The organism is Exiguobacterium sp. RIT341, assembly GCF_000632205.1.
Classification (GTDB): domain Bacteria; phylum Bacillota; class Bacilli; order Exiguobacteriales; family Exiguobacteriaceae; genus Exiguobacterium_A.
This window is the reverse complement of sequence record NZ_JFYW01000001.1, coordinates 796269-821457: the sequence shown is the minus strand read 5'-3', so window position 1 is coordinate 821457 and position 25189 is coordinate 796269. Positions and strand designations below refer to the sequence as shown.

The following is a 25189-nucleotide window of genomic DNA, read 5'->3' as shown; positions in this document are numbered from 1 at the left end:
AAATAGTGTGATATTTTCTTTATTTGCGATCTTTTCGTATTCTTTTTCTACCTCTATAACAGCATTGCATTGCTAATTGTTTGCCATATTTTTTTGTAAATGCATAAAAAGAAGCCGGACCTAGGGTCTGACTTCTTAAGTCTATTTAAATAGTGTCACTCGTTCATAAGACATCGACGAATTGTTTGGCCTGGTGCTCCAGTTGTTTCGCAGAATCAGCCAACTGATCGAACTCACTCACCGTATGTTCAAGCTGACCGGTACTGTCCTTTACCTTGCTTGAAATCCGTTCGATACTGTGCGAGACCTCCTTGATCCGCTCAACGATCCCTTCGATATTCTCCTTGATTTCTCCGATCGAATGCGAGACTTTATTCGACAGGTTTCGGACTTCGGTCGCGACGACATCGAATCCGCGTCCATGTTCTCCAGCACGTGCTGCCTCAATGGCCGCATTCAAGGCGAGTAGATTCGTCTGCGCGGCAATTTCACGGATCGTCTTGACGATGTCAGTGATCGAGTTTGCATCTTTACGCAAGGCGACAAGACTCGATAAGTTCTCGACGGATTCCGACTCGATTTGTTGGACAGTCGCAAGAACGTTCAAACCGTCTTGTCGACCACTTTCCGATTTGACCGTCAAGAAAGCTGATGTTTCGTTGAGTTCGGCCGCCATTCGTAAAACGTCCTGCTGGCGAATCGTGATGTCCGATGCAATTTTCGAGACCCCGACGACCCGACGTCCGTCATCCGAGTAAATCGGCATATATGTCGCTTCGAGCCACTTCTGTTGTCCGTCAGCAGCCCGGCGTTCAATCTTATCCTGATACGTGATGCCTTGCATCAATTTTCGCCAAAACAACTCGTACTCTGGACTATTAACGAAAGCCGGAAAACAGAGATCACGATGGTATTTACCGATTAACTCTTCCACTTCGTACCCCATCGTCCGGGCAAATAACTCATTTACGTATGCGACTTTGCGTCGATCGTCAAAACGAATGATGGCTAGATTTTGTTCGATTGCCCGGATGACTTGTGTGTCGGTGACCTGTGTTACTTGCTCACGCATCGACATGCCGATTCCTCCCTGGATTCAAACTAAGGTCATGATTTACCTATTGTCATATTATCCCTTATATCGACAAGTTCCTGCTATTTTAAATTAAAATCTAGTAAATAAAGTATTCAATTTAATACGCACTCCATCCCCCATCTGCGACGACGATTGCCCCGTTGATGAAACTCGCCTCGTCGGACACGAGAAATAATGCCAAATTTGCGATTTCATTCGGCTGACCGGCTCGTGGATTGAGACCCATGCCAAGCATCGCGCGCCCCATCCCGAATTCATTCAGGTTCGACATCGATTGTCCGATGTTCGTCTCGACAGCGCCAGGTGCGATTCCGTTACAGCGAATACCATCTCCGGCATAAAAGAAGGCGGTATTCTTCGTCAGACCGATGACGGCATGTTTGGAAGCCGTATAGGCTGCTCCTGCTCGGGCACCGTTCAGACCGCCAATCGAGATGTTGTTCAGAATCACGCCACCTCCGACTTCTTTAAAGTGTTTGACCGCTTCGCGCATCAGACGCATCGTTCCTGTCGTATTGACTGCAAGGATATGATCCCAACGTTCATCTGAGATGTCTGCTACGCCCTCCATCCCGTCCATGATCCCGGCATTATTGACGAGAACGTCCAGTTTACCGAAAGCGTCGATTGCTTGTTTGATGAGTTGTCCTGCTGCCTTTTGTTGTGCGATATCACTCGCAACAGCCATCGCTTCTCCGCCCGCTTCCTTGATGTCAGAGACGACCCGTTCAACGGTTTCCAACCGAATGTCCGCTGCGACGATTCGTGCGCCTTCTTGTGCAAACAATTTTGCCATGGCTTCACCCATTCCTGAGCCGGCTCCGGTGACGATGATCGTTTTTCCTGTTAGTCGCATCTTGAATCATCCTTTCGTCTATCATGATACTAATCTATTCCCGTTCTCATCATCAAATGTATCAAACGTCATGTCGATTCCATGAAAAAAAGACCCGACGAGTTTCGTCAGGTCCTATAGCTAGTTCGTTGTAATTGGTTCATCGCGACTTCAGCACGTAGTCGCCGTCCGATTTTCAACGATGCTTGGAATATACTTGGATCAAATAATCTAAAGTGACTATCAATCCAGTTTTGTCGATAAATTTCATGTGCTTGTCTAACGATTTCTTCATCTGACAACTGTTCCATGTCTATTTCCGCGCAGTCGAAATCATCCACACCGAACTCGAAACCACAACATGGACAAATTTCGTTACTCCCCGCAAAGTGTTCATAATATGGCGGACCCTCGAGCTTATCAAATCCACATACGGGACAGATATAATACGGATCGTTTTGTTTCAAAGATACATCCCCTTCTCAAACAATGATCAATCTTATATATATCGTACCTCATCCATCCGCTACTTTTGAAAATTACGTCATTTTTTACACACATAAAAAAAGACCCGACGAGTTTGTCGGGTCTTTCGACTTGCTTATTGCAGTTCGCGGCTTTTTTCTTCTTGTTCGTTGTTCGATTTATTTTTAGCTTCGAACTCGGCACGTGTCATGACGTCCTCGACATGCATATTGACTTCAACGACTTCAAGGCCTGTCATGTCACTGATTGATTTTTTGATTTTAGCGACTGTCTCTTGGAAAATTGACGGAATATTTTTGCCGTATTCGACGATGACTTTCAAATCGAGTGCAACTTGACGTTCTCCCACTTCGGCACCAATTCCTTTTGTGATGTCTTCCGTGCTCCGGAGACGATCCGTCAGTCCACTCATGAATCCACCACTCATTGACAAAATGCCTGTCACTTCGTTCGACGCGATCCCAGCAATTTTTTTGATGACTTGATCTTCGAATGTCAATTTATTCTCGCGTACCACTTCGTTTTCAGTTGTTGGGTTTACTTCGTTTGCCATTTGAAATCTCTCCTTTTAAATGTTTAGTAAGTTATATATGAATCAGTCCCGTTGAAAGAACTGAATCCACCCTTCAATGTCGAGTGCACCATCGCGCCATTTTCCAATTAAAAATCCAATTGCTGCGAAGGCAACGATAAGGATTGTCGGACCAAAGCCAATCGTCAGGAATAAGATGGCGAGGATTAGACCGGCAAGTCCCCCGATCAGTCGGAACCGATACGGATAGAGTGCTTCTCTTGTCTTCATGTTCCCTCTCCTCCTTTAGACGACACGTTCCGATGTTTTCGTTTTCGTGTCACTGATCGTGACTTTCGTACTCGTTACTGGCAACTCAAGTAAGGATTCGACAGCTTGTTTAGCTCGTTCTTGAATTTCCTTCGCAATCGTCGGTAACCCATCTTGTCCAAAGACCGAGCAGTCGACTTTTAAAGCGACCGTTTCTTTTTTCGAATGGATATCGGCATGGACACGCGGTGTCCGTACACCACCGATTCCACGAATCGACTCTAAAGCCGTCCGTTCGATCGTCTCCTTCGAAATCGTAATCGTTCCGTCACCCGTTTGAATCAACAGTCGTTGACCTTTCGAGCGGCTAAATAATCCTGTGAATAATAGAATGACGAATACGAATGCTAAAAATCCTCCAATGGATAGAACGGTATAGCTATACCATTGCTGATCCTGCCACTGCTCGATTAACGAACTAAGCCGTGGAACATCATACACACCGAGCACAAGCAGCCCGACACTGATTAGTCCGAGTATGCCTATGATGACGAGTAAGAATCGATTGAACCCATTCATCTGCACCTCTCCTTTACGATTATTGACTTCTTTCACCTAGGTGATTCAACACATGAAATATTATGTGTATGGTGTGTTTATTCCCGTTCATTAGAACCCGAAACATTCAAATACACTTTCGTTCAAATGTTCATATATTCTGATTATTCAGACTAAATCAATCAAAACTAGTGGCTTATTTACTATATTTCACACAAAAGACCTCTTCCAACTTAAGAAGAGGTCAGTATTCGATTCATTTATCATTAAACATATATCCTGTCAATATGTTTTTTCTGTTTTTCATTTCACATCAATTGGAAAGGCAAAATCGCCATTACCTTCTTTCCAATCGGCTTTAATCTGATAGACATACTTTCCGGGAGTCGAAGGAACGGTAATCCGCTCAATCTTCTTATATGTTTTCATCTCTTTATGATCTTTGACCGACCATAAGACAATCGCGACGGACTTCGGAGCTGGTCCGTCTTCAAAACGAATCGTCAATCGATCTTCAGGATTGGCTCGCGTACTCGAATCACCTTTTACTAAATCGACGGCTTCGGCCTTTGCATCAGCTGTTTCTCCGCGAAACATGCCTGACCAACTATAGGTACCTCTATATACCTTTACTTCACGGTTTTCGATTGTCACGGTAAGTTCTGGTGGTTGATGTCGAAATGGATCACGTGAAAAAAACCATCCGACTGCAATCGCAATCACAATCAATCCAATAAATAGAAAACGTTTCATAGACAAACCTCCTACTTGATGTTTTTAAATCAACAAAAGCGGCAATATCTCTCAAGGAGTACGTTATTCAGAAGGAGGAGTTCAGATGATTCAAGATAAAGTCGTCATCATTACAGGGGCATCAAGCGGTATCGGGGAAGCAACCGCGAAAGAGCTTGCGAAACAAGGAGCAAAACTCGTTCTTGCTGCACGTCGGGAAGATCGTTTGCAAGAGCTTGTCAAAGCGGTTGAAGCTGAAGGTGGTCAAGCCGTTTATCAAGTGACGGATGTTACCGATCGTGAGCAAGTTGATGCACTCGCAAAACTTGCGAAAGACAAGTTTGGTTCTGTTGATGTCATCGTCAACAACGCTGGATTGATGCCACTATCGCACCTCCATAAGAATCAGCAGGACGAATGGAACACGATGGTCGATGTCAACATTAAAGGCGTCCTCCATGGAATCGGAGCAGTCCTGCCGTATATGCGCGAACAAAAAAGCGGACATGTCATCAACATCTCTTCTGTCGCCGGTCATGAAGTCATGCCGTCGAGCGCCGTCTACAGCGGTACGAAATTCGCGGTGCGCGCCATCACGGAAGGTCTTCGTAAGGAAGAATCGGTCGACAATCACATCCGTGCAACAATCATCTCACCGGGAGCGGTCGATACGGAATTGAAGGACCATATCTCGGATGAAGAGATCAAACAAGGAATTGGTGACTTGAAAGCCATTGATGCGAGCGCGATTGCGCGTGCCATCGCATATGCTGTCAACGAACCAGAAGATGTCGCGGTCAACGAGATCTTAATTCGTCCGACAGCGCAACGTTAATTGAATGTAGATGTGTAGACAGGACCCCTCATTAGCAAAACAGCTATTGAGGGGTCCTGTTCTGTTTAAAGAAGTCGCTCCGCGATGAGCTGGTACGACTGCAATCGCTTTTCTTGATCAAAGGCATTGTTGATGAGTAAAAACTGATCTGTTTGATAACGCGTTGCTAATGCTTCAAGCTCCTGCGCAACAACGTCCGGTGTACCGACAATCGCTCGCCGTCGATCTTTACGGATCCGTTCCGCTTGAACGTCATTACAGATTTTTGCTTCAGTCGAGGCAAACGACGGAACGATTGAATTGCCGAGTCGAACGCCTTGAATCCAGGCATCTTGAGTTCGAGCGAGACGTTCTGCTTCTTCTTGCGTCGGGGCACAGATGACGAAAACGCAGACGATGACGTCTGTTCCTCCTGCCTCACGATAAGTGGAAAGTGTCTCTTCCCAACGATCTGGATTAATAAAGTGACCAAAAACGAGACCACGGTCTTGTTCTGCAGCAATTTGCGCACTACGTGGCGACAGACCAAGGATTGAGATCGGAGACGCTTGCCGATCACGCGGTGTCGTCTTGACGATCCGGTATGGGTGTCGATTCGATAGACTATCTGTCAAGAATCCAGCCGTTTCCTGAACGAGTCGACTAAACTCAGCTGCTCGATTTTTTTCACCATCTGTCAAAGCAAGTCGTGTCCGCTCACTTCCACCTGGCGAATTGCCGATCCCAAGTTCGATCCGTCCCGGATAAAAGGCGTCGAGTGTTGCAAAACTCTCGGCCACTTTTAGCGGATGATATTGCGGTAACAACACTCCACCTGAACCAAGTTTGATTTTTGAAGTCTGCGCACCCATTCGGGCAATGAACAACTCCGGTGATGCACTGAGCAAACCGTTCGTATTATGGTGTTCTGCGAACCAGTACCGTTCGTAACCGAGTCTCTCGGCTTCTAAGACGAGTCGTTCCGTCGCTTCCATCGTCGCTTCGACCGTATCATCCTCATGCAATGGTACTTGATCCAGTATTCCTAGTCGCATCACGCATTCCTCCTCTACCCTCTTAAGTGTAAAGGGTGGAGGAACGGAGTTCAAAAACGAGGCTCAGACACGGACGAGACGATCTTCGATAATAACGCCGTCTCGCATCTCGATCGTTCGATTCGCTCGTTCCGCAAGTGCCGGGTCGTGGGTGACAAACAAGACGCCACACCCTTTCTCTTCGTTTAATGACCGTAAAAGATTGAAGATGATTTCTCCCGTATCTGTATCGAGGTTCCCTGTTGGCTCATCGGCAAGCAACCATTTCGGTTCATGAACGAGTGCTCGGGCAACGGCGACCCGTTGTTGTTGTCCACCGGAAAGTTGCGACGGCAAACTGCCCGCTTTATCGGCGAGACCGACTTGCGCGAGTAACTGCTCGGCGCGTTCTTTTTTATCATACGGTACTTTCCGACCGAACAGTGGCGCCATGACATTTTCAAGCGCCGTCAGCGTCGGAATCAAATGAAACTGCTGGAAGATGAAGCCGATGTTTTCGAAGCGAAAGTCGGATAATTCTTTACTGTTCAATTTGTTGATTGGTTTCCCGTCATAATGCAACTCCCCGCTCGTCGGTCGATCGAGCGTGCCGATTAGACTGAGTAACGTTGATTTTCCAGATCCCGAAGGTCCGATGATCGAAATGAAGTCGCCCGCCTCAAGTGTCACGTCGATGTCTTGTAACGCTTGTGTCTCGACACCGTCTCCTGAAAATGATTTTCCCATCTGTTTGCATTGAAATGTTCCTTCCATATGTACCCCTCCATTATTCTTGATAACGTACTATTCAAGAATAGATTGGTAATTCCTTCTAAATGAAAGGAAATAAAAAACAGTACTCTTATGGAACAAGAATACTGTCAGGAAACTCTCGGTTGAATAGAAACGAAATTTTTACGATAGACGACCTCATATGGTAAGACGAACAATATACATGCAAGAGTCGTGAACTGAATCATGCTACCGATTGGTGGTAGTGGAGACAGCGATGCTTCGTGCCATACTTCATATAGACCAATGAACAAAAACAGAACGACGCTACTCGTCGTCACGTAGATAAGCAACCGAAGGGTCAATGGATAATGTCGGACAATCCATAACATCGGTAACCCAAAGATAAAATAGGATAACGTCATCGCAAACGTTCCGAACTGATAGACGATCTCAAAGTCGATCGTCGTCAAGAACGAATACGCTGTGAACGCTAAGAACGAAAGAATCGTCACAACAGCCGCATAACTGATCCAGCGCATACGGTTGGGCTCCTCTCCTGAATGTCGTTCCTGTTCGCGCAATCGCGACAGAAACCGGATATGTACAATTAGTGTAGGCAGTCCGATTTCATTTGTCAATTGTCTTCAGATTGACTTATTCAGTCTATGTACGATTGCAATGAGAGCGAATTCATAGAATAATGAAAAAAGTGAATAAGAAAGTGAGGTTTTATCGATGGATGAACAATTAACGGTGTTTCGTGATCGCTTTGAAGCTACACCTGATTACCACGATGGTCTTTCGTTTATTGAGGTCGAGTCACGCCTGACACCTTCAAAACGAGCAGCACTCGCTTGGATGGAACAAACAGGAGGAGAACCGAATATCGTAAACCTTGATGGACGATTCGTCATCATCGATACGGTCAAAGAGAGTCCAGCTGGTCGACGAAGCGTTTGTTTTGACGAAGTCGCTCGACTCGGTCGAAAGAAAAATGCGCCCGGAGCTAGCGTCGAGTCAATGATTGAAGCACTCGAACTCGACCTGTTGACACCAGAACAATATCAAAAACTTCAGACACAGTTTTCGTTTGACGAAAAGACCTCCAGTTGGCTCGCAACACCAGACGTGATTCGTCAAAAAGGTGGCGCTTTGTTTGGAGATCGTCGTTATGAGACGACATTCATCTATCACAACGGAGTGGACTCCTATTATGCGAGCCGCGGATTTCGTGTTTTACTTGAATTGGAATAAGCCAAAAAACCGCTTCGTAGTCCAAACGAAGCGGTTTTTTACAATAATAGGGAATAATACCCAATCGTGATATGATGGACGTTGAGTACAGGAGGTGGACGTCATATTTGTATTGGGATTGATTATGGGTAGTCTTTTAATGTTGCTCAGTTTCCGGTTATTCCACCAGCAACAACCGGATACAATTGCGTTATGTAAAGATATCTTCTATGTGTTTGAAGTCCATCCGGAATATCGATTCCGATATATCAGTCCGTCCCTCGATGACCATATCGGCAAGGGAGTGGCAACAGCCAGCTATATGGATCCGGATCAGTGTTTTGCAAGGATTCATCCGGAAGACATCGAAGTCTTGATGTCGAAGATTTCGGGCGACTGTGACTACGATCAACCGTTCCGGCAACGCTGGCGGACAAATGACGGGACGTACGTCTGGTTCGAAGAATATGCGACACCAATTCGCGAAAACGGACAGATTGTTGCCATCCAAGGGGTGATCCGTAACATTGACGAGCAGTTGAAATCACAACAGGCACTGCTCGATCAATACCGTATCGATGCCTTGACACGGCTTGGGAATCGCCATGCCTTCAACGAGGCTGTCCGCGATCTCGATCAAGAGAAGACGACGTATGGATTGATTCTGCTTGACTTGAATGAACTAAAGGAGCTTAACGACCGGTTCGGTCACGCGGTCGGTGACGCCTTGCTTGAACAAACAGGACTTTGCATCCGCCGCTTAACAGATCATGGTTACCGGATCGGTGGTGATGAATTCGTCTTGATTGACGATAGTGCGTCAATTGACACGTTTGAGGCATTCGTCGAACACGTCCGCTCGACGTTCGCGACGCACGAGATTGGACTCGCGATCGGTGCCGTTCATTCGACAACAGGACGCCGGATCGACGACGTCCTGCATGAGGCAGATGCACGGATGTATCAAGAGAAGATATTAAGTCGTCAGCATGGATTGATGGGCTTGAAGCAATAAGGCGTTGAAACGTTCCGGTTGATCGAGATTCGCTGTATGCCCTGCTCCCTCGACTGGTAAGACGATGACGTTCGGCACGTGTTCCGCAACGAACGCGGTTGCGTCGACTTCGTATATTTCATTCGTTCCGTTTAGGATGACGACCGGTAAGGTGATCGACTGCAACATCGTTTCCGTCAGTGCCGGGAAATGGAATGTCATCAAATCAAGGACTGCCCGCGCCGTCGTTTTCCAGCCAGGACCATGCAACTGTTCGAACTGGTCGGCAATTTCCGGCGCCTGCTGTTCGAGGTCGAGGAAGAACTCTCGTTGCTTGCGCATCAGCGGCTCCATCGCTTTAGGAATGAATGGTGAAAAACCCGTGATACATACCGCTTCGAGTTCGTCCGGTGGGTCGAGTGCCAGTTGCATCGCAAGCGTTGCGCCAAGCGACAACCCGAGAATCCATCCTGGACCTTCCTGTGCCATCCGTTCGCGGATGGCACGTGTTGCTTGTGATAAGTAATCTTCCGTTGCCGGTTCCGTCGTCATTCCGTGACCAGGCAGATCAATCGGAATGAACGTAAAATCATCCGCTAAAGCGGATAGCTGTGGTGCAAAGTGTGTTGCTGCCGTTCCCATTAAACCATGTAGTACATACATACGTATCATACGGTAAACTCCTTAAATTGATGTAGTGTCAATATCGCGTCTACGATGACGTCCGGACGATCGCGATGCATCAGGTGTGATGTTCCCGGAACGAACGTCACGTTCGCCTGATAGGATAGATTCGCCTGTCGCTGAATCAATTCCTGCCATTTTTCTTCCATCCGCTCCAGTTCGTCTTTTGGAAAACCAGCAGCCATCATCGTTTCGATCGACTGCACTTTGTCCCGTCCAAGAACGGTCAACGGAATACCGAAATCGCGCATGCGTGGTTGAAGATCTTTCGCATCACTTTTCCACTGCGAGATGATCGCATGCATCGCCAGGTAATACGCCGGGTTCCAATCCGTGCGGTCATCCCCGTCCGGGAAACGGTCACGTAAATCGGTTGCTGTCGCTAATTCCGCGAACCGATCGATCCAGACGGCGTCATCCCCTTCTCGGTCGAGCATCGGTGTATCCAGCTGATCGAGTTCTGCTAAATCAACGGACGTCGCATCCACGAGAACGAGACCGGCGACACGTTCTGGATGATGTAGAGCAAAAGCTTGCGCGACAAGACCACCGTAAGAATGACCGACGAGTGTGACCGGAGTCGTAATCTTCGTTGCGTTAAGAAACTGATTGATTTGCCGTAAGATGCCGGTCGTCCCGTCGATGTAATCGTCCGACCATTCGTGCGGATGAAAGCTGACGACCCGGTAGTCTGGCACTAAATTTGTCAAAATGTCCGACCAGTCCTGATACGTCCCACCGAGCGAGGGTAATAACAACAATGGTCGACCTGTCGAACCGTTATCATAGTACGTCACTTGTTTCTCTTGTTGCTGAATCATTCGTTCCAATGAAATCACTCCTCTATAGTATGAAAGGTGTTGTTGATCTTGATTCGTGCGCTATTGTTTGATTTAGACGAGACATTACATGACCGGAACGGGTCTCTTCCCTCCTTTCTCGAGAACCAATATGAGCGTTTTTCAGCTCAAATCTCGCCTATTGCGCTAGACGAATACGTCAGCGTCTTCTTAGAGCTTGATCAAGGCGGACGGGTTTGGAAGGATGTCGTTTACGCCGAAATGATTACTCGCTTTCAGTTGTCACTTTCTGTTGAAGTACTGCTACACGACTACGTGACGCGTTATCCGATCTTCGCACGGAGTTTCCCTGCCGTTACTACCTTTTTTGCGCAATTACCACCCGAGCTACCGATTGGTTTGCTCTCGAACGGTAGAACGACGTTTCAACGTGCCGTCCTTGACGCGATTGGACTCACTTCTGCCTTAACGCAGATCGGAATCTCTGAGCAAGAAGGCTTACGTAAACCGGATCCGGGGTTTTTCTTACGTGTGACAGAACGTTTAAGTGTTCGTCCAGAAGAGGTGCTGTTTGTTGGAGACAACTACGATCACGATATCCTACCGGCGCGAGCGCTCGGTATGCAGACCATTTGGAAGCGCACGGGCGATGTTGCGTTGACCGACGCCCAATTTTCGGACTGGCACCAGTTGCCGCTTCCGTTACACAACCTTATTCCAAAGGAGACTCATCTATGACTGAACAGATTCGCCGTTTCCAACCTGAAGATTTTGATCAGATTCATCGCTTGAACGAATTAGAAGGGTGGCAGGATCTCGTCGCTGATCAAGAGCGGACGCGTGAAGCATGGATCAGTGCCAATGCTGCTTACGTCCTCGAGTACGACGGACAAGTCGTTGCTTATGTCCGTGCTTTGACAGATGGTTTCGTGACGACGTATGTCTGTGAGCTTCTCGTCAGCCGCGAGGCACGTAAGCAAGGATACGGACAACAGTTGCTCGATCACTTGCAACATACCTATCCGACGCGGATTGATTTACTGGCAACCCGTCAATCTGCTCCTTTCTATGAAGAGCAAGGATTTCGTGCTTTCCATGGATTCCGTAAATCACGATGACGTGAACGACTTCGATTAACTCTTGCTCGTCACGTTGTAGCCCATCTCCTGATAAAAGTGATGGGCTGTTTCGTGTTCCAGTCGAATGCCACTGTTCACTTACTGTGTTGGCGACAAAATCATTACCCGTTCTCGGCCCTCTTCCTCACCAACGACTAGCACATGCTCGGATACCGGATCGTTCTTGACTTGATAGACGGTAAACGCATCAAGGTTCGATGCAAAATCAGATGTGTCCTGTTCTAGTTTCGTATCGGTCAAGACATCGTCAGTAACGCCAATTCGCTTCCCTTTCAGCTGTTGCCAGTCTGGATCCGTGATTCTTTTTGCTACCGTGTAAAACTGTTCATCATAATACATGCCGACCACCACCGATTGCGATGATTGTTCGGGAACGGTCTCTAGTAAGGAACTAAAACCAACGATCGTCAGACCAGCTGCGAGACAGGCGGCTTGTACGGAACGCCGACGTCGTCTCGCTTTCCTAATGCCTTGGACCGTCCGTTGTCTGACGGATGACGGTACATCAATCAAGATTGATCGCTCATGACTCATAGGCTCATTCCCTTCTGTCGTCGACGTATTTTCTCAAGTGCACGGTACAACGTGCTTTTGACTGTACTCAGTGGCACATTGAATGTGTCTGCAATCTCTTGCAAGGACAAATCCTCTTCATACCGCAAGTAGACGATTGAGCGTTCGGTCGGCTCGAGGATCTCGAGCAAATCCTTTAGATACAAACGGACGCTCTTCAAACGACATGGTAGGGCTGAGTTCAACTGTCAACGGTTGAAACGACGCACGCTGTTGCTTGAACGCACAATTCATCGTGATGCGCATCAACCACGTCTTAAAATACGAGGCATCACGTAGACTCTTTCGCGCACGCCACGCTCGATACGCGACCTCTTGGACATTTTCAAGTGCCGCTTCCTCTTCTTTTAGATAAATGAAGGAGATACGGTATACATAGTCCTCTTCTGCGAATAAAGCTGCTCCAAAAGCAGCGTCGGATAATGCTGCACCGGTTTTTCGAAACACATCGGCATCCTCCTCTTTTGCAATCACTCCCTTATTAGATACGCAACACATTTAAAAAGTTTCATTTTTTTCAAATTTTTCTTATAATTCCCTTTTCTTGAGTGAATGAATTCGATAGGATGGGACACAGAGAGATAAAAAAGGAGGATGTACGACGAATGAAACTCTATATCGCTTCTCGCTTTGACCACATTTTGACCGTCCGCTGGCTCCGGGATGAACTCCGCTTGCGTGGTCACGATTTAACATACGACTGGACGAAGAACGACCGGGCAGAAGATTCTGAAGCATTAAGAAAAATTGGTCTTGCGGAATTCGAAGCTGTCAAGCAAGCAGACGCCTTTGTCCTCGTTTTACCAGCAGGAAAAAGTAGCCACGTCGAACTCGGGATTGCACTTGCGACGAATCGACCGATTTATTTATGTATGCCGGATGCGACTTATTTCACCGGACCGTTAGCAAGTACGTTTTATCATATCGGGCGAACGACTCCTTGCTTCGGTACGAAGGAAGAGTGGCTAACGCAAATCATTGCCGATCGCTTACCCGAGGAACAACTAACGTCATGAGGACGGTCCTGTTGACGATCGGTCCGACACATGCCGGGAAAACGACGTTCGCCAAAAAGCTTGCCTGTCGTCTCCCCTCAAGCCTTATCATCGATCAGGATCTACAAGCACGCTTTTTGCTCGAACATTATCCGGATCTCGTCCCAACAGAAGGTCCGAATCACATCAAACATGACTTGACGGGATGGTTGATCGAAAAGGCGATTACTTCCTCCTTTGAGACAATCATTTTATGTAATGCCAACACTACACGGACCGGTCGGAAACAGCTGTTAAATCAATTTCCCCTTTCGTCGTTCCGCTCGATCCTCGTCTGGTTCGATTTACCCGAAGCCATCCTTTCAAACCGACTGACTCACTCCAAACGCGATGGACGAGAAATTCGTGGCGAATCGTCGTACTACGACATCTATCAGCAACAACGAATCGAGCCGCCAGTTACAGGTGAAGCGGACAAAATCGTTCGTCTTCGTTCGCCGGAAGACGTTGAAGCATTCCTCGATCATGTCACGGATTCGTCGCATGACTTTCTTTTCGATGAAGTGTCGACTGATTGAAAAACATTACAATCGCAAGTAAAGCATGAACATGAGATTCGACCTTCTTTCGACTCTTTGACCGTCGATTCCAGGCTCGTGGTAAAGACAATTCGTTTCTCTTAAGCGGATTCATAATGACCAGTCGATATGTAACCGATTACAAATGAAACAAAGAAAGTAGGAACGATTATGTCTGAAGAACAACGATTGACTGGCGGAAATGTCTCCGCTGTCTATCAAAAAGGCAACTATGTCTATCGTACACAAAATGAGAACAGTCCAAATGTTCACCGTCTATTACGCCATTTAGAAGCGAAACATCTATCCGGTGTTCCGCGTTTCGTCGGCATCGACGAACAAAATCGAGAGATTCTGACCTTCCTCCCCGGTGAGACGGCTGACTATCCGCTAAAAGCGTACATGTGGCAAGACGATGTGTTGGACGATGTCGCACATCTGATGCGCAAGTATCATGACGCTACAGTCGACTTCGAAACCAGTGACTGGGAGCCATTGATCAACACCCCTATTCCATACGAAGTCATCTGTCACAATGATTTTGCTGTCTATAATACGATTTTTCAGAATCAACGTCTAAGTGGCGTGATCGACTTTGATTTTGCAGCACCCGGACCACGTGCATGGGATATCGTCTACGCGCTCTATACGTTCGTCCCGCTCAGCAGTAGACGGCAATCACCTGACGGATCCATTCTTGCCTATTCATCGGAGCAAGATGATGCACGCTTCGCCGAACGAGTGAGTCGATTCCTTGATGCTTATGGTTATGAAGGTCCGCGTTCCGAATTGCTACCGATGTTATTGTTGCGCGTCGAAGCGCTATATCTGTTGATCGATCAACGAGCTGTCGACGGCGATGTTGCCTTCATGAAGATGAAAGAAGAGGGTCACGATACACATTATCGCGCAGAACATCGTTTCATCGCGGAACATGGTCCGAAATGGTTCATCGATAAAGATTCATCAGAAAAATAACAGTTTATCTTTCACGTTAGATGTCCGTGATCTTCATAGAGGAGTGATTTCCCGTGAAAACGATTGATCTTGATTTTTTACTGACGACTGAAGAATACGAACTTGAACTGGATAAGATGTCGCTAAAGGCAAATGATCATTATGCGATTGATTTCTATTTTTATGGGGCTGACGAAGCGTTCAAGCTTATAATCAACGATCCTTCGCGTGATTACTTTTTGATGCGTTTTGAAAAGTACGCCGTCTTCCTAGGAACGTTACAAGAGCATGGCATCATCGACGAGAAACTTCGGAAGCCGTATCCAGTCGTGAAGTCAAAAGAATCGATGTTCGGTGATTTTGCTGCGAAGTTTATGAAAACGGACGAAATCTATACTGAACGGGGAGACTTGCACTTATTTGCCGTCAGGACACATGAACAGGATTTTTACATTTTGTCTTACAGCGATCCGATCGTCGTTGATCATGTGGCGAAAGAGGATTGATATAGAAAGCAGTTGTTACATCATAAAAAAGGAGGATGAACGTAACTTGAAAAAATCATTGATATTACTTTTAACTGCTCCCCTTCTGTTTTTGTCTGCTTGTACACAGGAGCAAAAGACAACACAACCCACTACTGAACTGTTATCAAAGAGTACAAAAGTAAAATCCGAATCTGTAAAAATCGATGCCGAAAGTAAATTGAACATTGTTTTTCTTTATGAACCATACAAACAATATCTACAATCGTCCTTAAAAAACAATGATCCTGAAGAAGATAAAAAGAATTATGCGAAATATGTCTTAAGCTATATCGACAAAATCGGGGAAAAGGAGCAGTTTGCGACAGCCGACTTGAAAGGTTTCCCGATGTTGCAATCAACCGTGTACGAACAAGAGTTACTCGACAAAATCGAGAACTTGATGAAACAACAAGATGACATTACAAAAATCATTAAAAAAAATTACATCGCTTCTCATAAGATCCTTCCCAAAAAGAAAAGTACCATCATCGTCGCTCCGGTTAATCCTGAATCCTCTTTCGATCTTCAGTCAATGAAAGGTGTTACAGGAGCAGCCTATAAAGATGCATTCATTCTCTATCTGGATACAAACTACGATAAAGACATCCTGGCATATTCTACGGCACACGAATATCATCACTTAGTCCTCAAGGATACACCTGATTTTAGTTTAAGTACGACTCTTAATTCCGTCATCGTCGAAGGAAAGGCAGATGCCTTTGCCGACCGAATCGTCAAAGGCGTCTCCCCTCCATGGAATGTCGAAATGGATGAAGCAACGAAGAAACATGTCGTACATCTGGTCAACAGCTATGAAGTATCACAACTCGACTTCGTCGTAGGTAACGAACAAAAAGAGATTCCTCGCTGGAGTAACTACATTTTGGGGCGTGATATCCTCAATCACTATTTTGAGTCGCATCCAGATCAGTCCATTACTGACTGGACCTATACGAATCAAGCAGATATCTTAAAAGGGTACACGTATCAAAAGATTCTTGAACAATGAGGTGCTTTCATGAAATACATATGTCCCGTCTGCAGATATGCGCAAATGGACGACGTTGCTTATGACGAAAATGGTGACGCTTCGTTTGAAATTTGTTCTTGCTGCGGCTTTCAGTTCGGAGTAGACGATAATGTCGAAATCGAGGACGGTATCTTTTTATCGAGAAGTGAGACACATGACTTGTATCGCTCAAACTGGCTCAAAGAAGGTGCTAAAGTCTTTAGCCCTTATGCCTTTGAGCCTGGTACAGGAAAGGGTGAACCTTTAGCGAGAACGGCTTTGAAAAAACAATTACGAGCAATTCATATCAGACTAGAAACATAAAAAAGGAGCGCCACTTTTCACGATGACTAGACTGACCTAGCAATATGAGACACATATAAAACACCTTGATTAGGCTGCCAGCACACCGTATTTCTTCGGTGTCAGGTAGCCTAATTTTTCTTGAATTCGTTCTTCGTTATAGTAATTTAAGTAATTGATAACGCGTTTAGAGACCTCATGGTCTCTTAGTGAATTAAATTTGACGTACTGAAACTCCTCGGACTTTAAATTAGAGTGGAATGATTCGATCACTGCGTTGTCCCAACAGTTTCCTCTACGAGACATGCTGCTTGTTAGGTGATTCCTCTTAACGAATTCTTGAAAGGCGTATGACGTATAGACACTGCCTTGGTCCGAATGAAGGATGACCCCCTCGGGGTAGTTTCGATTCTCAAGCGCTATCTTCAACGTATCAATTACAAGAGGCGTTTGTTGATGCTCGTATAACTTATAGGCGATGATTCCATTATTGAATAAGTCCATGATAGTTGAAAGATATTTCGTCGTGCTGCCGTATTGGATATAGGTGATATCCGTTACCCACTTCTGATTCGGTTTACTTGCTGTGAAATCACGCTTGATAAGATCCGGTGCCGTTATGATGCGGTCACCTTGAGACTTCCATCTTCGTTTCGGCTTGATCCGACATTGAAGATGGTGTTTTTGCATGATTTTCTGTACAGTATTCCGATTGGCTTTCATTTGATAGATTTACTGTAATAATGTCTTTATTTTTCGGTGTCCATTCCGATACTTCGTCTGCTTACTTAGTTCAATGATGGCTTTTTCTAGCACCGAAGGTGCTTGCACAGATTCTTTAATCCAACGGTAATAGCTTGCTCTTGATACGTTCGATGCACCAAGAATGGCGGTGACTGTATACCTCTTCCGAAGAAACTTTACAATTTTTAGGACTGCTTCTTTCTCAACTCTCTTTCGATCTCCATGTACTTTTTTAAAATCTCGTTTTCCATCTTCAAATGAGATATTTGTCGTTCTCTCTTGTCATCCTCACTCGCAGAATCCGGTCCATATCCATAAGTGTATTGTTTTCCAATCGGCTGATCGAATCGATAGAGTTCATTAGACCGATACCATCTCATCCATGTTTCGACTTGTGATTTGTTTTTGATTCCGTACTTCTCCATGATCTCTTTCGTCGTTAACTCACCACTCAGTTTTTCTTTGACCACTGCCCATTTCACTTCGCTTGAATATACGTTTTTGCCCATGCAAAAACACCTCCGATATTAGTACTTTTTAAAAGTGTACCACTCCGAAGGTGTTTTATATTGTCTCAAAATTTTAGGTTAGCCCAGACCTCGTGTGAGTTCGCGCTCCTTTTTTATGTCATCATGCTCGAATCTCGTGCATCATCAACATAATTGGCATGATAGTTCCTTGATCCGGATGATTTTCAATCGTTACCTCATCGTCATGTGAAGCGATAATTCGTTTGACGATCGACGGACACGCCAAGTAAATCAAGGACAAGTCGAAGTAATTTCTTCGTCCACTGTCGTTCCTGAGAAGTAGAAGAATATTTTTAATGTCTTCGACTCCACTACTCTTTTCGTTCCTTATGCCTCTCATCGTCCTAAAAAGATGGTGGTATCGATTCACAGGAGCTTCAGCATGATTCTTCTACTAATGCATAGCCATTTCTTACGTCTTCGTTTCATTTTAAATATCTCCCTAGATTGGGTTTAATCCAATCTTAGAGAGAAGTTATAAGAAAAACATAAATGAGTAAGGATTTCGAAAATAAAAACACAATAGACAAAATTTTCTAAAAATAATACACTATATTTAACCAAATTATGTAAAAGGAGTGGTCACATGAATATTACCTTTCAAGATGTTTCGCACTCGTTCGAGCGAAGCGGTGTCCGGACCGATGTCTTGCATCAACTAAACGGACAATTTTTGCAATCGGAAGTAACGGCACTCGTCGGTCCGTCCGGGTCCGGAAAATCGACGTTCCTTAGTCTCCTTGGTTCGCTCGATCGTCCGTCGTCCGGTCAGATTCTCTATGACAGACAGGACATTACGTCTTGGAAGAACAAACGGTTATCACAATTTCGCTCGCAAGAGATTGGCTTCATCTTCCAGCAGTTTCATCTCCTACCGTCACTGACGGTGTCTGAAAACCTAAAGGTCGCCTTGTTAAAACAAAAGACATCGTTTAATCAAGACGAGCGAATCCTCGAGCTGCTCGATCGGGTCGGACTCGACGACAAACGAAATGCTTTACCTGCTCAACTATCCGGCGGGCAGCAACAACGGGTGGCAATCGCCCGCGCCTTGTTGCATCATCCGCAATGGATTCTTGCAGATGAGCCGACTGGTAATCTTGATTCCATGACCGGTGACGCGATTTTTGAACTGTTGCTAGAACTGCATCGTGAAGCCAAATGTGGCGTTTTATTTGTCACACACGACTTAGCACTCGCCGAACGCGCTGACCGAATTCTCTTCATGCAGGATGGTCGGATCGTCGAAGACCGCCGAAAACGCACGGTGCAAAGTGTCTAAGTACTGTTTATGAGGAGGTGTCTGCGATGCAAACGTTTCGAAGCAAACTGATTGCGAGTTTCATTGGCTCTATTGTCGTTTTTCTATTGTTGTCCGTATCGACGCAGTCTGCGTATGAAGCGTTTCGGAATGCGGACTTCTCGGAACAAGAGACGACGATTGTGCGAGATTGTAATCATGATGACTTATCAAAACTTATTTTCAAAAAAAATAGTTGTACACTCGATAACACAATCGACGAAAATTCTGAAGGTGAAATTTTAGGTATAAGTACAGGTAAAACGGAAAAAGTGGATGGAACAGCACGTGGAAAAGCCAATGCTACCAAGTCGCCAGGCTTTTTGGAATCAGCCGAAGAAAAGGCAGGCTCTAGTTTTTCGATCATCCTTCTCTTGTTGCTTCTTGTCGGAAGTTTCATCATTTATTTTGTAATCAAAAAACGAAAGCGACTCACAGGAAAACATACTTTAGACATTACGGAGACTATGGAAGATCAATCAAATCTTTCTTTCAAGAATAAAACTTCGTCTACAACAACTCAGTCTATGCCTACTCCTCCTATAGAATCATTACGCCTGATGCTATTTGATTTTAACCAACGATTACCACGTGCCCTCAAGCGGCAAAGTCATGAGTCGTTGACAGACTGGACGGAGCGCATTCATCTGGTGACGCCACTCTCTCCTTACTTCGTCACCCGCTACGCAGCGCAAGCAGAAGTAGAAGCACTCGATGCACAAGCGATTCACCATTTCGAACAAGATCTTGCACATTATTTAAAGACGCAAATCTCCCAATAACAAGCAAAGGAGACTACATATGCTTCGTTTCGTCATCAATCAATGGCGCCGGCAGCGCGGGAAATTCATCCTTACGCTCGTCGGTGCGCTCATCATCAGCGCCGGACTCAGTCTGATGTTCAACTTGACCGACTCCAGTCAGGGAACGGTCGAACAAACATTACAAAAGAAATGGTCGTCTGCGTATGACATCGTCGTACGACCGAAAGGCAGTCAGCTTGCAAGTGAGTCGAATGATTTACTCGAACCGAACTATTTAAATGGTATCAATGGTGGAATTTCCTTTGAACAATACCAACAAATCAAACAAATGAATGCGATTGATATTGCAGCTCCGGTTGCTGTTATGGGATATGTAAACTCTGTTACTTCGTTTAAAAATGTATTGAAGTTTCCAAGCGAACCCGGTATGTATCGTCTAACAGAAACGAATTTTATCGAAAATGGTTTTACGAGAGAACGTCAATCGCATAGCGTCATCCATATCTCTCAAGGTACGAAAGTAAATGTTCCGAAAAATGCTTCTTTTTTCAATGAACCCATTGAAACGTTTAAAAATGCAATTGCAAGAAACCCAGTATTGATTGTTGGAATCGACCCTGTCGAGGAAGCTCGACTTGTCGGATTAGATAAAAGTGTTCGCTTAAATAAAAAGTCTCGATATTTCAACAGCACAGATCAACATCAATCCGGTAATTATTCGGACGAACACATCATACCTGTCTTAATAAATCCAAACTCCTTTAATAGAGGAAGCTATGAATATACAATCGAAAAATTAGATGCCCCCTTTAAAACAGAGCAGGATCAACAGAAGCTGATTGATAGTCTAGTAAAAAAACAACCGAAGCGTTCAGTTCTTCGTTCAGCGTTAACTACGTATCCTGCAAAAAAAATACAGCATCTCGAAATTCCAGCATCTAAAGTGGAAGAAAACTACCTTCAAACACTTATAGAAAAGACAAATTCTACGTATGTTGATATGACAAGCGCTGAAGGAGCCCAACTACTATATAAATCTGGACCACTCTCGTTTAAGCCAGCCAATAGTCCATATCCAAGTCGCTGGAAGACTGCCTATGAAGTATCGGCTTCGCCAACTGAGATCAAAAATTGGACATATGGAAAACAGTTTTTCCCTAAAAAAGGTTTCCGTTCCCTTGAATCCGTCGGACGTAAGATCAAAAAACCAAAACCAGGTGAGTTGGATACCGTCTTCCCATACCTTGCATTCAATGTCGTCGGACTATACGATCCAAATAACATTAAGGTCTCAAAAGATCCACTGAATGAGTTACCCATGGAAACATATCGTCCCTCGTCTGCTGATCTTGTTTTAGATGCGAAGAGCGAACCTGTCAATCCTGCAAAATCAATTGATACATCTGGTAATCCCGTCGGATTGTTGACAAGTTCTCCAAACATCCTAACGACGATTGATAGTGCACGAGCAATCAATGGCGAACAATCGATTTCCTCAATTCGTCTGAAAGTGAAAGGTGCAACGACCGTCAGCGAAGAATCAGAACAACTGCTCCAAGATGTGAAACAACAAATCGAGCGAGAAACCGGTCTCATCGCTACAATCACAAAAGGTTCATCTCCTCAACCGGTTGTCACAAAAGTCGTCGATGAAGGTAAGACGCTCGGTTGGATCGAACAACCATGGATTCACATCGGTGCTGCGATGACAATCTTCCGCGAGACGAGCGTCGGTTTCTCAGGCGTCATCTTCGCGATGCTCGCTGTCGCGATTGTCTATGTCCTCGCGACAAGCTATGTCTCGATGCTCGCCCGCCGAAAAGAGTTTGCTGTCTTACTGGCACTCGGCTGGCGGACGAAGGATCTCTATAAAATCGTCTTGATTGAGGCGGCGATCCTCGCTGGATTCGTCTCGACGGTTGCCTTAATTGTCGAAGGGATCTTCTCATATGTTCGTAATGAAGCGATGAACGGCTGGAGTCTTCTTTGGATCGCGCTGTTCAGTCTCGTCATTTACCTGGCTGGTGCGACCTGGTCGGCGTGGACGATCCGTCGCATCTCACCTTATGAAGCGATTAAGACCGGTGAATACGCGAAAGCAGCTCGCGTCGGACTGAAACTTCGTTCGACCGTGACACTCGCACTGAAGGAACTGATCGGGAAATGGAAGCGCAATAGCCTGTCCGTCCTCTCGATTGCTTTACCGACTGCTCTCTTAACCTTCTTCCTGTTCGTGACATTCCATTTACAGGGTGTCCTTTACACGTCGTGGCTCGGACAATTCGTCGCCCTGCAAGTCGGTCCGATGCATTACGTGACGATGGGTGTTGCGATCACAATCGCCATTTTAACGACGGGAGAGATCATGTGGCAAAACGTCACCGATCGTCGCGCTTCACTCGCCGTCTTAAAAGCGCTCGGCTGGACGAACGGTGCAATCCGTCAATTGATCGTCCTCGAAGGCTTCCTGGTCGGTCTCATTTCCGGAGTCATTGGACTGATTGTCGCCTACACGACGATTTACGTTCTATACGATCTTGTTCCATGGAATGAACCGTTGTTGATTGGCGTATCGCTCGCCTTACCGATTCTGTTCGGTGTCATCGCGGCGTTCATCCCAGCACAACTGGCCGCTCGTGTTCAACCGTACCAAGAACTGAAAGATGCTTCGTAAACTAAGGAGTTGTACACATGAATTCTATTCAAGCAATATTTTTTGACCGAGACGGAACGATTGGTGGAGATAACACCGTCCACTATCCCGGAACGTTTACGTTATTCCCTCACGTCGCTTCACTAATGGAACGCTTACGTAACCAAGGTATGTTATTGATTGCGTTTACGAATCAGCCTGGTATTTCAAAAGGACTCGCGCGTGAAGAGGAGTTCCGGACAGAATTACAGGACTTCGGCTTTGATGACATACTGATTTGTCCGCATGCAGCGGAAGATCATTGTTCCTGTCGCAAACCATCACCAGATTTATTATGGCAAGCTCAAGTAAAACACGATCTCCGACTCGATCAATGTGTCGTCATTGGGGACCGATGGAGTGATATGATGGCAGCTGCTCGTGCCGGATGTATCAAAATCTTAGTCCGGACAGGTGCCGGAGAGAGCTCAATCCGCGATTACGCCGACCGATTAGAGCAAGCAAACGTCGACTATATCGCCGACGACTTGGCAGAGGCAATCGCTTGGCTCGACAAGCAAAACTGAATAAACGAAAAGGCGCAATTCCGTAAACGGAAGTCGCGCCTTTTGTTATTTCTTGGAACGTTTCGATTGAGAAGCTACGAAGATACTGTTCGCTAACACAAATAAGATTGCAAACCATGTCCAAAATGACATGCTACCGCCTCCTTTTGATGATGCGAGGGTACTTAAACTGTCTTCTTGTTCTTACCAAAAAGTTCCTGCAATCATTTGTTAGCGATTTTTCGTAATAGATAGAGTGCATAGATGATCGATGGGATCGCCATCGCCATAAGAATGAGATGGACACTCCCAAATAAAAGATTCATTGCTAGACTAAAATCTGACACTTTTGTTTCCTCCTACGTTTCAATGGTCCTTATATTTATTTTACTATAATAATACATTAATCTATATTATAAGCCTTACAATTATGTAATAATTTTCAATTCCGCTTCATCACAAGGAGATTCACGTTACACTGAACGTACGAAATAGAGGTGAATACGTTGCATGCTTTAACGAAACAGCTGACTGATTATATGCTCGAGAAATATCATTTAACTGATTATGTGCTCTATGAATCGTCCTACACGCAAAACAAAATGAACGACCAAACCGGTTACTCTTTCGAAACGTTCTGGATTCCGCGTGGTACATCGGTCATCGAGGAAGAGGATGGCACGATGCTTCCTGAAGGAACGGTGCAGATTGCGATAAATCCTGTCACGAAACGAACGACAACGTTATCCTTACACGGTCAGATCCTGGTTCATTCCGTACCGAACGACTTACGTGATATCAGCACTCGTATCGCTTGGCTCGAGTCAGAAACCAGCATGATCCATGGTACACATTTCATACTCGAAAAAGACGACGAAACTTTTTTCAGTTATGTGAGTTGTTACGACGGAGTCCGGCTGTCTCCCGGTTGCTTCATCCATCTGACGTTAACGGAAAATGGTCAACTCGACGAGTTGTTCATATACGGTCCTCATCCGCTTGATCACCGAGTGGAATCAAAATCTTTCACCTTAACACTTGAGGAAATTGAATCGCTAACCAAACAACAAATAAAATGGTTTTCCTACCCTAAAACAGGAAATCAATACGCGCATACCGTCGCTGAGGCGTTCGTGACACAAGAAGCGTCTATCCTTGTTCCAAGTAAACTAGATTTCACATCATCCATCGAAGTGAATGATGTGTTATCTTGGACAGGTTTATCGTCTAAGACGCATGAACGGTATCCGTTTCAATCTGGAGAAACCGTGACCGCGAATGACGTGATCACGCAGACCGAACATCCGGATTTTCGTCCGATTCCGCAGGAGACTGCGGACGCTTGTCGCGCAGTGATCAAAGACATCATACAAAACGAGTATTCTGCCGATTCCGGACAATGGATGCTTCGGCACATTTACCGACAAGATCCCTACCTTGCTGTCACGTTGTCACACGCGCATCCGACGTCCTATGTCGATCAGCATCGACGCATCACGATTCTCCTTGACGCAAAAACACTTCACTGGATTGACTTGGTCGACAATCAGGAACTCCAAACCGTGTTTGCTTCCGTTACCGCACCGGAGCTCGAAGATCATCAGCAAGACATCATTTTCAACGCACTACATCCGTACTTGTCTCTCACACCGCGTTATGTATTTGACGCTTCAAAAGGTCACTACGTTCTTTGTGGCTTGCTCAACTCGAATCATGTTTTCTTACCCGCAACAAATAAGGTCATTTTATTACGAGATCTTTAAAGTGAATTCATATAATAAAGGAGTGAA

Annotated in this window: 32 protein-coding genes and 1 pseudogene; 16 read left to right on the top strand and 17 right to left on the bottom strand. The window is 45.5% G+C overall.

Translation table 11 applies throughout. The features are described from left to right. Window positions 1-163: 163 nt before the first annotated feature. The 7 genes from BW42_RS16650 to BW42_RS04190 all read right to left on the bottom strand — a co-directional run bounded on the left by BW42_RS16650 (window position 164) and on the right by BW42_RS04190 (window position 4509). A complete protein-coding gene (locus tag BW42_RS16650; protein ID WP_290750521.1) occupies window positions 164-1078 on the bottom strand; it encodes a methyl-accepting chemotaxis protein in 915 nt (304 codons plus the stop codon). Between the two features lie 115 nt (window positions 1079-1193). Continuing rightward, window positions 1194-1952 carry a glucose 1-dehydrogenase gene (locus BW42_RS04215; RefSeq protein ID WP_035407863.1) on the bottom strand — a complete coding sequence of 253 codons (759 nt, stop codon included), beginning with the start codon at window positions 1950-1952 and terminating at the stop codon, window positions 1194-1196. A 107-nt stretch (window positions 1953-2059) separates the two neighbouring features. After that, the gene (locus BW42_RS04210; RefSeq protein ID WP_052019016.1) at window positions 2060-2398 is read right to left on the bottom strand and encodes a hypothetical protein; all 339 of its coding nucleotides are present in this window, start codon (window positions 2396-2398) and stop codon (window positions 2060-2062) included. Between the two features lie 134 nt (window positions 2399-2532). Continuing rightward, window positions 2533-2970 (bottom strand): Asp23/Gls24 family envelope stress response protein, encoded by a 438-nt coding sequence (locus BW42_RS04205; protein WP_035407860.1) that lies wholly within the window; start codon window positions 2968-2970, stop codon window positions 2533-2535. A 42-nt stretch (window positions 2971-3012) separates the two neighbouring features. Further along, a complete protein-coding gene (locus BW42_RS04200) occupies window positions 3013-3219 on the bottom strand; it encodes a DUF2273 domain-containing protein (protein ID WP_035407857.1) in 207 nt (68 codons plus the stop codon). Window positions 3220-3234: 15 nt separating this feature from the next. Then, window positions 3235-3777 carry an alkaline shock response membrane anchor protein AmaP gene (gene amaP / locus BW42_RS04195; RefSeq protein WP_035407854.1) on the bottom strand — a complete coding sequence of 181 codons (543 nt, stop codon included), beginning with the start codon at window positions 3775-3777 and terminating at the stop codon, window positions 3235-3237. Between the two features lie 282 nt (window positions 3778-4059). After that, on the bottom strand, window positions 4060-4509 hold the full coding sequence (locus BW42_RS04190) for a hypothetical protein (protein ID WP_035407851.1): 450 nt from the start codon (window positions 4507-4509) through the stop codon (window positions 4060-4062). An 85-nt stretch (window positions 4510-4594) separates the two neighbouring features. Between BW42_RS04190 and BW42_RS04185 the strand changes: the two genes are divergently transcribed. Further along, entirely contained in the window at window positions 4595-5323 is a 729-nt protein-coding gene (locus BW42_RS04185; protein WP_035407846.1) for an SDR family oxidoreductase, read from the top strand. Between the two features lie 65 nt (window positions 5324-5388). On the opposite strand, the gene BW42_RS04180 is transcribed toward BW42_RS04185, so the two are convergent. From BW42_RS04180 to BW42_RS04170, 3 genes are all read right to left on the bottom strand, one after another. Continuing rightward, window positions 5389-6357, bottom strand: a complete 969-nt coding sequence (locus BW42_RS04180; protein WP_052019015.1) for an LLM class flavin-dependent oxidoreductase — start codon at window positions 6355-6357, stop codon at window positions 5389-5391. A 63-nt stretch (window positions 6358-6420) separates the two neighbouring features. Next, entirely contained in the window at window positions 6421-7110 is a 690-nt protein-coding gene (locus BW42_RS04175) for an ABC transporter ATP-binding protein (protein ID WP_052019014.1), read from the bottom strand. A gap of 107 nt (window positions 7111-7217) precedes the next feature. Beyond that, window positions 7218-7610, bottom strand: coding sequence for a hypothetical protein (locus tag BW42_RS04170; protein WP_035407841.1), 393 nt, complete (start codon window positions 7608-7610; stop codon window positions 7218-7220). A gap of 196 nt (window positions 7611-7806) precedes the next feature. Between BW42_RS04170 and BW42_RS04165 the strand changes: the two genes are divergently transcribed. Both BW42_RS04165 and BW42_RS04160 read left to right on the top strand, forming a co-directional pair. Then, on the top strand, window positions 7807-8325 hold the full coding sequence (locus tag BW42_RS04165) for a DUF4256 domain-containing protein (protein WP_035407838.1): 519 nt from the start codon (window positions 7807-7809) through the stop codon (window positions 8323-8325). A gap of 139 nt (window positions 8326-8464) precedes the next feature. Then, entirely contained in the window at window positions 8465-9319 is an 855-nt protein-coding gene (locus BW42_RS04160) for a sensor domain-containing diguanylate cyclase (protein WP_231496850.1), read from the top strand. Here BW42_RS04160 and BW42_RS04155 read toward each other — a convergent pair. Both BW42_RS04155 and BW42_RS04150 read right to left on the bottom strand, forming a co-directional pair. Next, window positions 9281-9970 (bottom strand): alpha/beta fold hydrolase, encoded by a 690-nt coding sequence (locus BW42_RS04155; protein ID WP_052019012.1) that lies wholly within the window; start codon window positions 9968-9970, stop codon window positions 9281-9283. The two genes, BW42_RS04160 and BW42_RS04155, sit on opposite strands and share 39 nt — an antisense overlap. Then, entirely contained in the window at window positions 9967-10803 is an 837-nt protein-coding gene (locus BW42_RS04150; RefSeq protein ID WP_231496892.1) for an alpha/beta fold hydrolase, read from the bottom strand. Before BW42_RS04150 ends, BW42_RS04155 begins: the two co-directional genes overlap by 4 nt. Before the next feature lie 48 nt (window positions 10804-10851). Between BW42_RS04150 and BW42_RS04145 the strand changes: the two genes are divergently transcribed. Next, window positions 10852-11520: an HAD family hydrolase gene (locus BW42_RS04145; RefSeq protein WP_052019011.1), complete on the top strand. Its 669-nt coding sequence runs from the start codon at window positions 10852-10854 to the stop codon at window positions 11518-11520. Then, complete coding sequence (locus BW42_RS04140; protein WP_035407832.1) at window positions 11517-11900, top strand: GNAT family N-acetyltransferase; 384 nt, start codon at window positions 11517-11519, stop codon at window positions 11898-11900. The genes BW42_RS04145 and BW42_RS04140 overlap by 4 nt, the downstream gene beginning before the upstream one ends. Before the next feature lie 99 nt (window positions 11901-11999). Here the strand turns inward: BW42_RS04140 and BW42_RS04135 are convergent, their stop codons facing one another. The 3 genes from BW42_RS04135 to BW42_RS04130 are packed head-to-tail and all read right to left on the bottom strand — an operon-like array spanning window position 12000 to window position 12941. Further along, window positions 12000-12455: a hypothetical protein gene (locus BW42_RS04135; protein ID WP_035407829.1), complete on the bottom strand. Its 456-nt coding sequence runs from the start codon at window positions 12453-12455 to the stop codon at window positions 12000-12002. Continuing rightward, window positions 12452-12583: an RNA polymerase sigma factor gene (locus tag BW42_RS16665; protein WP_369792027.1), complete on the bottom strand. Its 132-nt coding sequence runs from the start codon at window positions 12581-12583 to the stop codon at window positions 12452-12454. Before BW42_RS16665 ends, BW42_RS04135 begins: the two co-directional genes overlap by 4 nt. Then, entirely contained in the window at window positions 12573-12941 is a 369-nt protein-coding gene (locus BW42_RS04130; protein ID WP_035407825.1) for a sigma factor, read from the bottom strand. Before BW42_RS04130 ends, BW42_RS16665 begins: the two co-directional genes overlap by 11 nt. Before the next feature lie 158 nt (window positions 12942-13099). Between BW42_RS04130 and BW42_RS16400 the strand changes: the two genes are divergently transcribed. The 6 genes from BW42_RS16400 to BW42_RS04100 all read left to right on the top strand — a co-directional run bounded on the left by BW42_RS16400 (window position 13100) and on the right by BW42_RS04100 (window position 16884). Next, window positions 13100-13510 (top strand): hypothetical protein, encoded by a 411-nt coding sequence (locus BW42_RS16400; protein WP_035407822.1) that lies wholly within the window; start codon window positions 13100-13102, stop codon window positions 13508-13510. Further along, window positions 13507-14067: an AAA family ATPase gene (locus BW42_RS04120; RefSeq protein WP_052019010.1), complete on the top strand. Its 561-nt coding sequence runs from the start codon at window positions 13507-13509 to the stop codon at window positions 14065-14067. The genes BW42_RS16400 and BW42_RS04120 overlap by 4 nt, the downstream gene beginning before the upstream one ends. A gap of 171 nt (window positions 14068-14238) precedes the next feature. Further along, window positions 14239-15045, top strand: coding sequence for a phosphotransferase (locus tag BW42_RS04115; RefSeq protein WP_035407820.1), 807 nt, complete (start codon window positions 14239-14241; stop codon window positions 15043-15045). A 53-nt stretch (window positions 15046-15098) separates the two neighbouring features. After that, a complete protein-coding gene (locus BW42_RS04110) occupies window positions 15099-15530 on the top strand; it encodes a hypothetical protein (RefSeq protein WP_035407817.1) in 432 nt (143 codons plus the stop codon). Window positions 15531-15576: 46 nt separating this feature from the next. Beyond that, complete coding sequence (locus BW42_RS04105) at window positions 15577-16560, top strand: DUF2268 domain-containing protein (protein WP_035407815.1); 984 nt, start codon at window positions 15577-15579, stop codon at window positions 16558-16560. A gap of 9 nt (window positions 16561-16569) precedes the next feature. Further along, the gene (locus BW42_RS04100) at window positions 16570-16884 is read left to right on the top strand and encodes a hypothetical protein (RefSeq protein WP_035407812.1); all 315 of its coding nucleotides are present in this window, start codon (window positions 16570-16572) and stop codon (window positions 16882-16884) included. A 69-nt stretch (window positions 16885-16953) separates the two neighbouring features. Here the strand turns inward: BW42_RS04100 and BW42_RS16120 are convergent. After that, window positions 16954-18116, bottom strand: a pseudogene (locus BW42_RS16120) (IS3 family transposase). A 607-nt stretch (window positions 18117-18723) separates the two neighbouring features. Here BW42_RS16120 and BW42_RS04085 point away from each other — a divergent pair. Genes BW42_RS04085 through BW42_RS04070 form a run of 4 tightly spaced genes read left to right on the top strand, consistent with a single transcriptional unit; the run spans window position 18724 to window position 23420 of the window. Then, complete coding sequence (locus BW42_RS04085; RefSeq protein WP_035407805.1) at window positions 18724-19419, top strand: ABC transporter ATP-binding protein; 696 nt, start codon at window positions 18724-18726, stop codon at window positions 19417-19419. Between the two features lie 26 nt (window positions 19420-19445). Continuing rightward, window positions 19446-20219, top strand: a complete 774-nt coding sequence (locus tag BW42_RS04080; protein WP_035407802.1) for a hypothetical protein — start codon at window positions 19446-19448, stop codon at window positions 20217-20219. Between the two features lie 19 nt (window positions 20220-20238). Then, window positions 20239-22875 (top strand): ABC transporter permease, encoded by a 2637-nt coding sequence (locus BW42_RS04075; protein ID WP_035407799.1) that lies wholly within the window; start codon window positions 20239-20241, stop codon window positions 22873-22875. Window positions 22876-22892: 17 nt separating this feature from the next. Further along, complete coding sequence (locus BW42_RS04070) at window positions 22893-23420, top strand: HAD-IIIA family hydrolase (protein ID WP_035407795.1); 528 nt, start codon at window positions 22893-22895, stop codon at window positions 23418-23420. Window positions 23421-23623: 203 nt separating this feature from the next. Here BW42_RS04070 and BW42_RS16630 read toward each other — a convergent pair whose 3' ends face one another. Continuing rightward, window positions 23624-23746 (bottom strand): hypothetical protein, encoded by a 123-nt coding sequence (locus tag BW42_RS16630; RefSeq protein ID WP_255344362.1) that lies wholly within the window; start codon window positions 23744-23746, stop codon window positions 23624-23626. A 159-nt stretch (window positions 23747-23905) separates the two neighbouring features. Between BW42_RS16630 and BW42_RS04065 the strand changes: the two genes are divergently transcribed. Continuing rightward, window positions 23906-25162, top strand: a complete 1257-nt coding sequence (locus BW42_RS04065; RefSeq protein ID WP_197026212.1) for a hypothetical protein — start codon at window positions 23906-23908, stop codon at window positions 25160-25162. The last annotated feature ends 27 nt before the right edge of the window (window positions 25163-25189 follow it).